Raw genomic sequence first — 12,459 nt, 5'->3', positions numbered from 1 at the left:
AATCTAAAACCTCCAGATACCCGACTTATCAAAAAAGTCGGGTATCTTTTAAAGGTCCCCGTGTCACACCTAGCTGATTTTGCAACTTTAACTCGCGCCAGAGTTGAGAACCTGTAATCTCACCTTGCAGTAGTTGATGGTAGTGATGTATGGTTTTGCTCACTTGCTCTGGTGTCTCATTGACGAATTCGATGCGGAAATGGCGTAAACCCAGTTCTTTGAGGCGCTGTACGTATTCGGCTCCCGTTTGAGCAGTGCTGTTAAATACAGTATTACGACAGCCTACATCTGCTTTAAGAACATGTTCACTACCAACGCGGTCTTTTAATTTCACTTCATGCTTTTCACAAGGTCGTCCACAATTGGTGTAGTCTGTTCCTGTGGAGAGAAAGGCGCAAAAAACGCAATGCTCCATGTGGAACATTGGCATATGTTGATGAATTGTTACCTCAAACCATTGGGGCGGACAACTTTTAAGGAGGTCTTCTAGTTGGTTGACATTCAAGTCATAAGATGCAGTTAATCGTTTCAAGCTAAAACGCTGCTGAAAATAATCCGCTGTAAGAGGATTGGCAACATTGAGTGAAAAATCTCCGATACAGCGATCGCCCTTAAAGAATTCTATTTGATCATAGTTCCGTACCAAATAGCCATCGGCTTCGCAAGCACGCACTTGCTGTAAAATCCAGTTTTCTCCTGGTTTGGTAATTCGGGGTGGTGCAACGTAGATTTGGGGAATGGGGAATTGGTTATTGTCCCCACCTCCCCACTGGCGTACCATTTGCACGGCTTCTTGATAGGCGCGGGGGTCTTCAAATTCACAGTAAAGAGTCTCCACACCAGTCTGTAGTGCGGCTTGGAGTTGTTTTAGGCTTCGCACTAGGACAATGAGTGAGGGGGATGTGGGGGATGGGGGAGGTGAAGAGGGAAGTAGGTCTTTTAAAGAGGCTGTAGAACTAAATTGCCAGCGTTGAGGTTGACTGCGTAATTCTTCTAACTGTGTGACAATTTCTCGCCGCATCCGGTTTAATTCACTCACAGGTAGCATCACAGCACCACTGAGGTGATTGGTTAGCCTCCCTAAACAGAAGGGGGTGTTACCCAGACGACCCAGCTGTTCTTGTAAACGTTCTGTGGTTAGTGGTTTAGTGTGTGCCTCTACTAGAGAAATGAGAGATTCCATCTGAACAATATTACCAAGTTCATCGCGGGCGATCGCAATCAGTGGTTGACCAACTTCTCCATATACCTCTAAGTGTATGGGGCGTTGAAATTGGGGATTCTCGCCCGCAAAACTTTGACGCAGTTGCTTATCTAATTCTGGATCAGAAGTTTTCCAAATGCGATCGCCTACATGCAATCGCCGCCAGTTTAAGTCATCTCGACCAAAGGTTAGCAATGCCTCTTTACCCTTGGGAACCACCGCATAAACTCTACCACCTTCTTCCTTAGCTTCTGGATGACCGCAATCAAACACCACACCATCCCCCGGCTTGACTGGCGCTTCTAACAAGATTGTCACCTGTTCATTGCGGATGCGGGTAACTTCCCCCAAATAAACCCCGCGCTTTTTACCGAAACGCGCATGAACTAGTTCTTGATTATCAATTCCGCGAAACCAGCCTGTGGAGATACCGCGAGAAAATGCCATTTCCAGGTTGTAGTGTTCCTCAGGAGTAGGGAAATTCTCCTCGTTTCCTCGTCTCCTTGTCTCCTGATTTTTCACTAAATCTGCCATCACCCGATCTAAAGCTTGGCGATAAACACGGGTGACATTAGCAACATACTCTGGTGATTTCAACCGACCTTCTATTTTGAGACTAGTGACTCCAGACTTCACCAAATCGGGCAGCACATCCAACCCTGCAAGGTCTTGGGGGCTGAGTAAATATTTGCGTTCTGCTAAATCCACAACCTCCCCATCTGCGATTAACTCATAGGGCATTCGGCAAGCTTGGGCACATTCGCCTCGATTAGCAGAACGCCCACCTAAAGCCTCACTAGTCAAACACTGGCCAGAATAAGCCACACACAAAGCACCGTGAACAAAGACTTCCAAAGGCAGCGCAGTATTTTGTTGTGCTATTTGCTGCTGAATTTTATTGATTTCCTTGAGGGAACATTCCCGCGCCAACACCACCAACTGACAACCGAGAGACTTAGCAAATTCTACACCCGCCGCACTGGTGATGGTCATTTGAGTGGAAGCATGGATGGGAAAATCGGGGGAAATGTGACGGATAAGACGACATATCCCCACATCCTGCACGATTACCGCATCCACTCCAGCGGCAATAATTGAACGCAGATATTGTTCTGCTTCTCTTAATTCTTGGGGAAAAATCAGTGTATTGAGGGTGACATAACCTTTCACTCCCCGGAGGTGGAGAAACGCCATCAACTTAGGTAAATCCGCCTCAGTGAAATTTTCTGCCCGCATTCTAGCGTTGAACCGCTCCAAGCCAAAGTAAATCGCATCTGCGCCATTTTCCACCGCCGCTTTCGCACAGTCCCAATGACCGGCGGGGGCGAGGAGTTCAGGACGTTGAAAGGTGGTTTGGGCAGAGATATCGCTTTTCATCAGGCTTGGAAGTTAAGTATCATCATAGTGATTTTATCGAAGTTGTTGGTGGATGGTAGGCGATCGCTCTTTTGAATCAAACAAGTGATACACCAAAATCATTCTTGGGAATACTGAAATTAAGTCTATTTTGACAACAACTATGGTTAATCCTTTCACTCAGAAACCAGAACCATATCGATTTAAGGGAGGAGATGCCAGTGATTATGAGGTATTTATAGGTAAAGCAGGTACTTGGTGTACCCGCCATCGTGCCAGTGGAAAGACAATTCAATCTGTTCAAACAGCTAGTTTTGATATGTTTAACATTGCTAATCTTGGAGTCAATATTCTTAATCTGGGTGTAGGTATTTACAATGCCGTCCAACTTCACAAGGTAAAAAAGAAATTAGAACAAAATCAAGATCAAATTCAATCGTGTGCTGAGAAGTTAGACAGAAATCATGAACAAGTTCAAGTATTCTCGGAAAAACTAGACAGAAATCATGAGCAAATTCAGACTTGTTTTAACAGTATTCAAAATGCCCTTACTGTTCAACACCGCACTCTTGAGTTATTAGTTTGTAATCAGTGTAACTTAGCACAGCAAATGAATATTCTCCGTGAGGAGATGCGTACAGGTTTTCAAAATGTTGTAGAAGAAGTTAAAGATTTAGAAGCTCGTAGGCGTAGGGAAGAGTTCGAGACTCGAACTTTTAAACTACTCAAAGCCTATGAACGATTTACCTATATACTGCCTGAATTACTAGAAGCAGATCAACTTATTGAAAGAGCCGAGGATTTAGAAGCTTGGCTGCGAACTCAACTTAATCGTATTGACATAGGCAAACCAGAAAGATTACCACTAATGGTGGCTCTTGCCTTTAGTGTCAGAGCAAAAGCTGATGCGTTTGAAGCTAAAGGAGGAGATTACACAAGTTTTGCTACTAAAGATATTGGTCTACTAATAAATCAACTGCGTGATGAGGCTCGCGCATTCTGTGAGGGACGCAGTTTATATACTCTCGGAGTAGAAATGCCAGAAATACTCTACCAATACGCCTTTTTGAATCGAAGTCTTTGCAAAGGGTATGAATTTCAGAAAAAAGTTAAACAAGTTGATTCTGAGTTTCTTTTTTCAGAAGAGGAGTTGAATTGGGATGATGGAATGCAGGAATTAAGAAAATTATTTCAACCTCATATTGAACATATTGAATTTTTGGGTGGAAACCAAGATATTAAGCTAAATACTCTAGCAGACTACGATTGGTACATACGTTTTGCAAATCAAGATAGACTAACTTTCAATGTTCACTCTCGTCCATCAATAAAACTTTCTGACATTCTGCGAAATATAGGTCATCCAGAACCTCACACTGGGGGAATTGGAAAAACTACACTCAATACTCTTATGTCTTTTGCTCTACCTGAAAGAGTTAATAAGATTTCACATATTATACAAACAGAGTTTAAGCTGGAGAATTCCCCTAAACTTCTTGTAGCGTCAAACTGATTTTTAGTCTTAGGGGTAATAAATTTTTTTACCCCAATCCTTTGAACCACCCAAAGCTACAAAATTTTCAGAATCTATATTAATTATTATAGCCTGTAACCCGATTGCAGAATTATTAACAACCCTTTCTAAGGCTAGATCAAGGATAGCTGCTGGAGTTGACATTGAGATTCTGCTTTTTGTGTCTGAGAGTTATCCAAATCATTTTTTGTCCTATCATCAATATCGTAATTTACCCACAGTACCTCTGTTCGCAATCCTTTTGTAGAATGGCAAGTTTTAGTTGGTGCTGTGATATGTTTCCAGTTACCGTAAAGTTCTTCCATGAGAGAGCATTGATAACCGGAGATAGCAACTTTGCCTTTGATATTTTGAAGAATATCAGCAAGTTCCCGATGCTGTTCATCTGTCATTTCATAGGCATAGGCTTGACTGTCACCTCTAGAAGAATGAGGATAAGGAGGATCGCAATAAAATAAAGTTTCTTCAGAGTCGTAGCGTTTAATAATTTTGATTGCTGAATCGTGTTCAATCTGAACTCGTAAAAGTCTTTGAACGATTTCAGACAAATCCTCTACACTTCCTAACCATCTTGAGACTGCACCAGCCATTCCCGCACGGCTCGTTAGCTTACAGTGTGCCCACCTACCAGAGCTTGCTTTTTGAGCTAAACCGGTTCTCACTTGTCTAGCCCTAATAAAAAATCTTCTAGCTCTTTCAAAATCAGATAAATCTTGGGTAGGCTCAGAGATTGCTATCTCGAATTCTTCACGAGAAAAGGGAGTTAAACCAATAGCTTCAATTAGACTTTCCTTTTTTTCTCTTAATATGCGAAAAAAGTTTACAACTTCACCATCTAGGTCATTGTATGTTTCTACTGATGAAGGATTGCGGTTAAGTATAACTGCTGCAGAACCTCCAAATGGCTCACAGTAATGTTGGGCATTTGGTAGTAGAGGCAATAGCCAATCAAGATGGCTGAATTTGCCACCATACCAGCCAAAAGCTATTAGCTTGTTTTTGCCCATTCTCTTAATCCTTGTGAGATACTAGTTTTTGCAGCGAAGCCTAAAATACTATGGCATAATAAAGATGAAATCAGGCGATCGCTTACTCTTTGTCATTAATTAATCTTCTTAGCTTTTATAAAAGCATAATAATTGTGTGGTATTTAGTGCATCCTGATAAAGGCATTCAACCCTAGTAAAACCGGATTTTAAGGATATTTCTTGTAGAGTTTGTTGAGTTTCAGGAAAATCGCTTGATGAAATATGCTCTTTCACCATTGAATACTCTTTTTCACTGAGTAAAGACCAGCGTTGTTGCACATCATCTAGGTAACGTCTAATGTAAGTGGCTCGATCTTCTTCTTTTTGACGGACTACATCGATAAGAATAAAAACACCGCCTGGAGTTAGGAAATGCTGAAGCTGTTCAATAAAATAGTCTTTTTGCTCAAGATGGAGGTGATGGAGAGCAAAGGAGATTAAAATTGCATCAAATTTATTGTTTTGTCCTGACGCCAACAAAGAACTTAATTGAGAGAAATCACCTGGGATTAAAGTTGTGTCACACTGAGTTATTGCCAAGTTTTTTTTAGCAATCTCTAATGCAGTTATGGATAGGTCTACACCATGATAGGAAGCAATATTGGTATTTACTAAGGCTTTGCTTATGAAGCTAGAATCGCCGCATCCTAAATCTAGCATGGTAAAAGGTTTTTGAAAGTAACTAACTAGTAATTCGTGTAGGATATTATAAATTTCTCTGTGTCCCATGTAATTGTTATTTAGCACTTTCTGATAAATTTTCCACTGATCGTTAAAGAATTCTTTCAAGTGGAAGGATTCATTTTCACTTGTTTGTGATTGTGTCATAAATATTACTCCTAAATTGCGGTTTTATTTCCCAGAATCAATAATCAGTATTTTACAAATTTTAAGCGATCGCTTACTCCAATTCTTCAGCATCAACTTTTTCCCCTGCCGATTCCACAGGCTCAAACTTCACTTTGTTGTATAAATCTTTGAGCGAAATCTCGAAAGTTACGGAAGCTAGGGCGATCGCTTCGTCTTCTTCATCATATTCACGCAGCATCCATTGCTTTTTACTAGTTTTATAAAATTGATCTATATGAACTCGATTCTGGTCAATTAAAAGATATTCTTGAAATGTAGGGATTGTTCGATAAGTCTCAAATTTACCTTCGCGGTCATAGCCTTTAGTCGATTTCGATAAGACCTCAACAATTACCTGTGGATTAAGAATTATATCTTTGCGGTTGTTAAAAAATTCTGCTTCACCTGCCAGAATCATCACATCTGGATATGTGTAGGTACGCTTTTCGGGTATCCACAAACGCATATCGCTGTTAAAGGCTTCATACTCTTGTTGTCTAAACGCAAAATTCAATGCCGCGTAAAAGTTACCTGCAATTCGATTATGATCTATTGTTCCACCCGCTATAGGAATTATTTCCCCATCAATATATTCACTTTTGTAGTCAGCAACCTCCTCTAGTTCCAGATATTCCTCTGGGGTGTAGTATCGCTGTTGTGTTACTTGCATAGTTTTTTGACCAATATCTATCAAGATTTTAACATTTTGGACTTGGCTACTACCTACTTAAATCAGTTAACAGTTAACAGTTAACAGTGATCACATTTTCAGTAGGGACTCTGACCCCAGAATCAATACATTCTCTCTACTGACAACTGATAACTGTTGATTCCAGTTGGGCGATCGCTCTTTATATTAAACATAGGACTTACGCAAGTGTCATATTTTTTCGTAGAAGCTTGTCAAGAGCGGAGCCGGAGACGCTCCGCCTCCGGTCAAAGTCCAAAAAAAACCTTGATTTTTGACTCTTGACTCTTATACCAGAAGCTATATGTGCCAGTTGCGTAAGTCCTGAAACATTTTTAATAATTATTAATTCACCGAATCGTCACTGAGCAAAAATATATAATTTAACTCTAAAAAATCAATATGAATAACACCAGTCTTTCGGAATTTGAGATGGCTTGTATAGCTTGTAATGCACGAAAAGACAGACAAACTGTTGAGTGCTGAGGAGCCACTGCGTTGAACAGCTTCCCCACTTTGTAACTTTAGGGGGAAGCAAATTGAGCGCAGTGTCTCCAACAGAAGAAACTGGTGGTGTTGCTGTATCCTAGGTCAAGACACAATTAATCGCCTCGATAAAAAAGTGGAGAGTGAAGAAGGAAGAAAGCAGAAATTATTGTTTATTTTTTCTCTTCTTTGTTATTTACTTCTTCTTTCTCAACACTCACAACTTGATCTAACTTTCACCATTATCGAAGCGCTTAATCAAATCTTCGGGGCGGATGTTAGAAATAAATTCGCGGAATGCTTGTTGTTCAGCTTCATCAGCGTCGCGATCAACAGGAATTGAGGCATCAGCAACCACCTCTTCCATCACCCAGATGGGGGCATTGGTACGAAGGGCAATAGCGATCGCATCGCTGGGACGCGCATCAATTTCTTTTTTTATCTCACCTTGCTGGACAATCAAAGCCGCATAAAATGTATCTTTTTGCAGCGAATGAATGATCACTTTCTCTAAAGTCAAGTTCCATGTCTCTAGAAGATTCACAATCAGGTCGTGAGTTAAGGGTCTCGGAGGCTTTTGATTCTCCAGTGGTCCCGCAATTGCCCTAGCCTGCTCCTGACCGATATAAATTGGCAAAGCGCGGCGATCGGAAGCATCTTTCAAAAGTACAATCGGGCTGCGGGTTATGGCATCTAATGCTATGCCAGCGACTTTCATTTCAATCATTGGCGAAGCCTCTACAATCCTTGGTGTACTTGAGCAATAAGTAACAAATAATACCCCTGATGGGCTAAGTTGGTGGCAGGAATTAACATAGGCATTTGTTCTCTATAATTGCTTCTATTAAACTCCGAACTTGATGTGAACACCAGAGTAAGTCAAATTGGTCTGCTTAGACAATATCCTACTTACCCAAGTATGCCTTGTGAATGATGTTAATGTGTTAATAACCCCATACTAAATAAAGTCAGAAATTATACGTAGATTTTTAGCCATTATTGTGAGAATTACTGTGGATTTTAGGCAAAATTAGACAATAAATAGAGTTAGTTTAGCAAAAAAGCTGTGTTTACAGGATTAATCCAGGCTTTAGGAACGATTAGACCCCTAGGGGGCGATTCTTGGCAAATTACTTGCGTCAGTCAGTCTTCTGAAATAGTGATGCAAGACTTAGCTTATGGTGACAGTGTTGCAGTTGACGGCGTTTGTCTGACGGTGGAAGAAGTTTTAAAAGACGGGTTTATCGCCACTGCATCACCGGAAACGCTGCGGCGGACAACTTTGGGAGGTGAACAAACACAACAAAAATATGTTTACCCTGAGCGTAGCCGAAGGGTAAACCTGGAAACGTCGTTGCGAGTGGGAGGCAAAGTCGGCGGTCATTTCGTCATGGGTCATGTAGACGGTGTAGGGCGGATGCTAGCAGCAGAACAGACGGCTAGTTCTTGGGAAATCACGTTTACAGCACCCGAAGCGATCGCGCGGTACATTGTTCCCAAAGGCAGTATAGCCGTGAATGGCATCAGCCTCACAGTAGCCGCATATGAGCCAGAACTCTCTCAGTTCGCAGTGGCGGTGATTCCTCTCACCTATGCCGAGACAAATCTTAGCTATCTATCCTCTGGCAGTTTGGTGAATCTAGAAGGAGATATCCTCGGCAAATATGTAGAAAAATTCCTTGTTCCAGGCAACCAACGCCCAGACGCCGCTGATGAGATTACACCCACATTCTTAGCAGAACATGGGTATTTATAGGGATTGGGGATTGGGGACTGGGGATTGGGGACTGGGGATTGGGGTATTAATAATTTCTCCCTCATCCTCCTCCGTCAACCGTCAACCGTCAACCGTCAACAACCCCTAACCCCCTGGTTGCTGTGCGACCTGGGCTGTCCGCAGGGATTGAACCAATTGACTGAGGGCTGTTTGTAATTGTACGCCTGGGTCAGTTGCCACCCAGCCGTCTGGTGTCAAGTGGCGAACTTCAAAGTGCAGGTGAGGGCCTGTGGAGTTACCTGTACTGCCAACTCTACCAATGACAGTTCCTGCTTCTACCTCTTGACCGGGTTGAACAAAGATTTCTGACATGTGACCGTAGAGACTTTGTTGAGCAGAACCGTGGTCAATGACAACAGCTAAACCGTAGCCACCTTGCCAGTCAGCACTTTCCACTTGACCTCTAGCAGCTGCTAAAACTGGTGTACCCATTGGCGCACCTAAATCTGTCCCGGCGTGGAAGCGGCGATCGCCTGTAATCGGATGAACTCGCCAGCCGAACAAAGAAGTAATCGGCGCAGGGACAGAAAGGGGAAACATCATTCCCGTACCACCATAAGCAACTGTCCCCGCATAGGGAATTTGCGGTAGTGTAGACGCCAGTGGAAAGTCATAAGCCACAGTACTGGCGCGGGGTGCTACGTTACCTTCTGCCATTGGCGCGCTCAAAGCCCCACCACTTGGCGCTAAGGGAGTCGCGCTAACTTGTGTGGGAGAAAAATTGCTGGGCTGAGGGATAAACCGATTCGGGTTATACGCTCTGTTAGTAGTACCACTAGAGGCAACCCGAGTCCCACGCCATCCACCATTGTTGACAGTGGTTACTGGGCGGCGGACTGCTGGTACAGTCGCTAACTGAGCATTTTGACTTTTCCTGAGCCAACCGGGTGCTGCTTGTCCCTCAGCACCAGCTACACGCTGATTGCCAGATGCGGGAGTTTTGGTGCATGGTGATGTACCTTGCATTGCTGATAAAGTAGCTTGACAACCACTAGAGCGTTCTGTAATCACTACAGAATTCGGCGCTTGATAGCCACCAGCGGCATTAGGGTTGTAATCTGTGGGGTCAATATAAGCGTTATTGTAATCCTTGGTTTTTTCCCCTGTCCTAATGGCAGCACTGTTAGAGTTATTTGCTGGTTGAGCAACTACTGGGAGTTTCTCTGGTAAGGAGCGAGGCTCTTGTTTTGGTTTTTCTTCTCTGATGCTGCTAGGCGCAACCGAAGAAGTTTCTACCTGGGGTTTTGATTGTGTAACTGACTCTGGTGATGGCGATACACTTTTGCTGTTGAGTCTTTTTCTGAGTCTAGTTTGCCGTTCCGCAAATTCTGGCTGTGGTTGAGTTACTTGGGGTGTAACGATATTTTGTTTAACTGGATTTGTCGCTGCTGATGGCTGAGAATTTTCAATAGTAGGAACGATGTTGTCTATGGATGTTTCCGTTTGAGCAAACACGAAGCCACCGCTCAGGAGGCTAAAGCTACTCAGCCAACAGAGGCTCTGTGCTGGTAGCGTGGAAGCAAAGCGTTTTGTCGTCAGATTTTCTAACCGGTTGTGGGCAGAGTTATGGCGCTGCGTCATTTTTTCTCTCAGTTGTGTTTAATTAGGCTAAAGAGATGATGCCAGTGGTTTGTCGTACCCAAAGAGCTGAATTATGAACAAACCTTAAAAGTTAGACAGAAAATTTACGGTATCCCAAACTGATTGTACCGGGTTGAACATAAATTTCCGATGTTTTTCCCTTTTGTGTATCATAAAAATCCGTAGATATCCGTAGATTACCCTGAGAATTAACTCCTGTTATCTTTCCCAAAATATTATCGATGTATACCTGATCACCTAAATTTGTAAGTAATTCTAAATAGCGAGACAAGAGTATGCTTATTCCTTCTTGAACAAGGCACTCTATACCAGATTCTATTCCCAGTAAAACTGTTGACGTAAGCATTTCCAGACAAGAAATGGATTGGGAATTTTGGGAAGCTTGCCAGGATTCGAGATTAATTCCCGTTTCTGGTACTGGATTTGTCCAGTTAATGCCAACACCAATCACGGCTTGGGTGATTTTTCCTTGATAAACTTTGGTTTCAGTTAAAATCCCACCTAGTTTACGACCATCTAAGACTAAATCATTTGGCCATTTAATTCCGACGCTGACACCACAATTTTGCAATTGTGCAGCAATTCCCCAAGCACTAGCTAAAGTTAGCTGATAGGCATCAGTAGCCTCTAATTTGGGGGCGATCGCCACAGAAAGATATAATCCCCCAGAAGCAGAAATCCATTGGCGACCCCATTGCCCTCGCCCAGCAGTCTGCTGAGTGGCAATTACTACACTTCCTGATTCAGCCCCCTGCTCAAGCAAGCTCCACAGGGTTTGGTTAGTTGAGGAAACGCTTTCAAAAACCTTCAGGGAAAATGGTATATATGTATACTTGCGCCCTACCTCTAGGGCTGCTGAAAATTTTTGCAGATCAAATTTCACGCAGTTAGCCTAAATCTCGTTGATCAAGTTAGCATTAATTGGCGGATTTTCTGTTGAGGTTTGGTTCAAGATGCACACTTGGCAATGGCGCAATTGGGGAGAACTACCCTACCTGACTTGTAGTCTTCTGGAACTTTGGCATCACGGCTTCTTCACTCAGCAGTTTTGGCCTCGTTCCCCGGCAGAGTTAACAAAAGTACTGCAACCAGAGGCTCTAGTTTATCGTTTGAAACAGGTTCATGGCAATACTGTTCTCACCCCACAAGAAGTTGACAGTAAGTTAAGCACAAATGGAGATGATTTAGCATCGGCAGATGGTTTAATTAGCGAGCAACCTTTGCAAGCTGTTTGGGTCGCTAGCGCTGATTGTACACCTGTATTGATTGGGGATGTGAGAACTGGACAAGTGGCAGCAGTTCACGCAGGATGGCGTGGGACTGCAAAAAAAATTGTCCCGCAAGCGATCGCCCGATTGCAAACACAAGGCAGCAAGCTAGATGATCTCCGCATTGCTATGGGACCAGCGATCGCTGGTGAAGTTTACCAAGTCTCTCTGGATGTGGCAGCAGAAATTGGTAGCAGCATTATACCACAGGGTGACGAAAAATATATTGTTGAGTCATTACAAAATTTACCTAATTCACCCTTGCTGGCAGATCCCAATCCAGGAAAGGCGCGCTTAGACGTGCGGCGGGTGAATGTCTTGCAGCTCGAAAGTTTGGGAATTAGTGGAGAACAAATAGCGATCGCTCCTTATTGTACCTATCAAACCCCAGATCATTTCTTTTCTTATCGCCGAGAGCAAGAGAAAAAAGTCCAGTGGTCTGGGATTGTTAGTGGAAAATAGGGCATGGGGAATAGGGTAGAAATAACGACAAATGACCAATGAATCTCAAAAGAAATTCGACTTGTGTGTACACGGTAGCCAAAGCATCGGGGAGGGGATTGAGGGGTGGGGTAAAACCTATGTCGGGTAAGCGTTTAAGCTTAAGTTGACACCAACGACCAAGACTCCGCCCTACGAGAAATCCGTCTGTATCAACTTAATTTCT

Annotated in this window: 10 protein-coding genes; 3 read left to right on the top strand and 7 right to left on the bottom strand. The window is 43.0% G+C overall.

Annotated features, from left to right (window positions below):
* Nucleotides 1-28: 28 nt before the first annotated feature.
* Nucleotides 29-2,581: a U32 family peptidase gene (locus CAL7507_RS07705; RefSeq protein ID WP_015127896.1), complete on the bottom strand. Its 2,553-nt coding sequence runs from the start codon at nt 2,579-2,581 to the stop codon at nt 29-31.
* Between the two features lie 142 nt (nt 2,582-2,723).
* Here CAL7507_RS07705 and CAL7507_RS07700 point away from each other — a divergent pair, with 142 nt between their 5' ends.
* Nucleotides 2,724-4,073 (top strand): hypothetical protein, encoded by a 1,350-nt coding sequence (locus tag CAL7507_RS07700; RefSeq protein WP_015127895.1) that lies wholly within the window; start codon nt 2,724-2,726, stop codon nt 4,071-4,073.
* A 134-nt stretch (nt 4,074-4,207) separates the two neighbouring features.
* Here CAL7507_RS07700 and CAL7507_RS07695 read toward each other — a convergent pair whose 3' ends face one another.
* The 4 genes from CAL7507_RS07695 to CAL7507_RS07680 form a co-directional block, all read right to left on the bottom strand.
* Nucleotides 4,208-5,101 (bottom strand): DNA adenine methylase, encoded by an 894-nt coding sequence (locus CAL7507_RS07695; RefSeq protein ID WP_015127893.1) that lies wholly within the window; start codon nt 5,099-5,101, stop codon nt 4,208-4,210.
* Between the two features lie 108 nt (nt 5,102-5,209).
* On the bottom strand, nt 5,210-5,950 hold the full coding sequence (locus CAL7507_RS07690) for a class I SAM-dependent methyltransferase (RefSeq protein ID WP_015127892.1): 741 nt from the start codon (nt 5,948-5,950) through the stop codon (nt 5,210-5,212).
* Between the two features lie 73 nt (nt 5,951-6,023).
* Entirely contained in the window at nt 6,024-6,641 is a 618-nt protein-coding gene (locus CAL7507_RS07685; RefSeq protein ID WP_015127891.1) for a Uma2 family endonuclease, read from the bottom strand.
* A gap of 733 nt (nt 6,642-7,374) precedes the next feature.
* A complete protein-coding gene (locus tag CAL7507_RS07680) occupies nt 7,375-7,872 on the bottom strand; it encodes a bifunctional nuclease family protein (protein ID WP_015127890.1) in 498 nt (165 codons plus the stop codon).
* 339 nt (nt 7,873-8,211) lie between these two features.
* On the opposite strand from CAL7507_RS07680, the gene CAL7507_RS07675 reads away from it, so the two are divergent.
* A complete protein-coding gene (locus tag CAL7507_RS07675) occupies nt 8,212-8,901 on the top strand; it encodes a riboflavin synthase (protein ID WP_015127889.1) in 690 nt (229 codons plus the stop codon).
* 105 nt (nt 8,902-9,006) lie between these two features.
* Here the strand turns inward: CAL7507_RS07675 and CAL7507_RS07670 are convergent, their stop codons facing one another.
* Both CAL7507_RS07670 and CAL7507_RS07665 read right to left on the bottom strand, forming a co-directional pair.
* Nucleotides 9,007-10,503 carry a M23 family metallopeptidase gene (locus CAL7507_RS07670; protein WP_015127888.1) on the bottom strand — a complete coding sequence of 499 codons (1,497 nt, stop codon included), beginning with the start codon at nt 10,501-10,503 and terminating at the stop codon, nt 9,007-9,009.
* A 91-nt stretch (nt 10,504-10,594) separates the two neighbouring features.
* On the bottom strand, nt 10,595-11,407 hold the full coding sequence (locus CAL7507_RS07665; protein WP_015127887.1) for a biotin--[acetyl-CoA-carboxylase] ligase: 813 nt from the start codon (nt 11,405-11,407) through the stop codon (nt 10,595-10,597).
* A 70-nt stretch (nt 11,408-11,477) separates the two neighbouring features.
* On the opposite strand from CAL7507_RS07665, the gene pgeF reads away from it, so the two are divergent.
* Nucleotides 11,478-12,254, top strand: a complete 777-nt coding sequence (gene pgeF, locus CAL7507_RS07660) for a peptidoglycan editing factor PgeF (RefSeq protein ID WP_015127886.1) — start codon at nt 11,478-11,480, stop codon at nt 12,252-12,254.
* The last annotated feature ends 205 nt before the right edge of the window (nt 12,255-12,459 follow it).

Origin of the sequence: Calothrix sp. PCC 7507, from assembly GCF_000316575.1 — a bacterium.
GTDB lineage: Bacteria > Cyanobacteriota > Cyanobacteriia > Cyanobacteriales > Nostocaceae > Fortiea.
The sequence above is the reverse complement of the archived record's forward strand: the minus strand, read 5'-3'. Positions and strand labels throughout refer to the sequence as shown.

Coding starts and splice junctions, on each gene's coding strand:
- CAL7507_RS07705 (WP_015127896.1), bottom strand. CDS start 2,581: ATGAAAAGCGATATCTCTGCCCAAACCACCTTTCAACGTCCTGAACTC.
- CAL7507_RS07700 (WP_015127895.1), top strand. CDS start 2,724: ATGGTTAATCCTTTCACTCAGAAACCAGAACCATATCGATTTAAGGGA.
- CAL7507_RS07695 (WP_015127893.1), bottom strand. CDS start 5,101: ATGGGCAAAAACAAGCTAATAGCTTTTGGCTGGTATGGTGGCAAATTC.
- CAL7507_RS07690 (WP_015127892.1), bottom strand. CDS start 5,950: ATGACACAATCACAAACAAGTGAAAATGAATCCTTCCACTTGAAAGAA.
- CAL7507_RS07685 (WP_015127891.1), bottom strand. CDS start 6,641: ATGCAAGTAACACAACAGCGATACTACACCCCAGAGGAATATCTGGAA.
- CAL7507_RS07680 (WP_015127890.1), bottom strand. CDS start 7,872: ATGATTGAAATGAAAGTCGCTGGCATAGCATTAGATGCCATAACCCGC.
- CAL7507_RS07670 (WP_015127888.1), bottom strand. CDS start 10,503: ATGACGCAGCGCCATAACTCTGCCCACAACCGGTTAGAAAATCTGACG.
- pgeF (WP_015127886.1), top strand. CDS start 11,478: ATGCACACTTGGCAATGGCGCAATTGGGGAGAACTACCCTACCTGACT.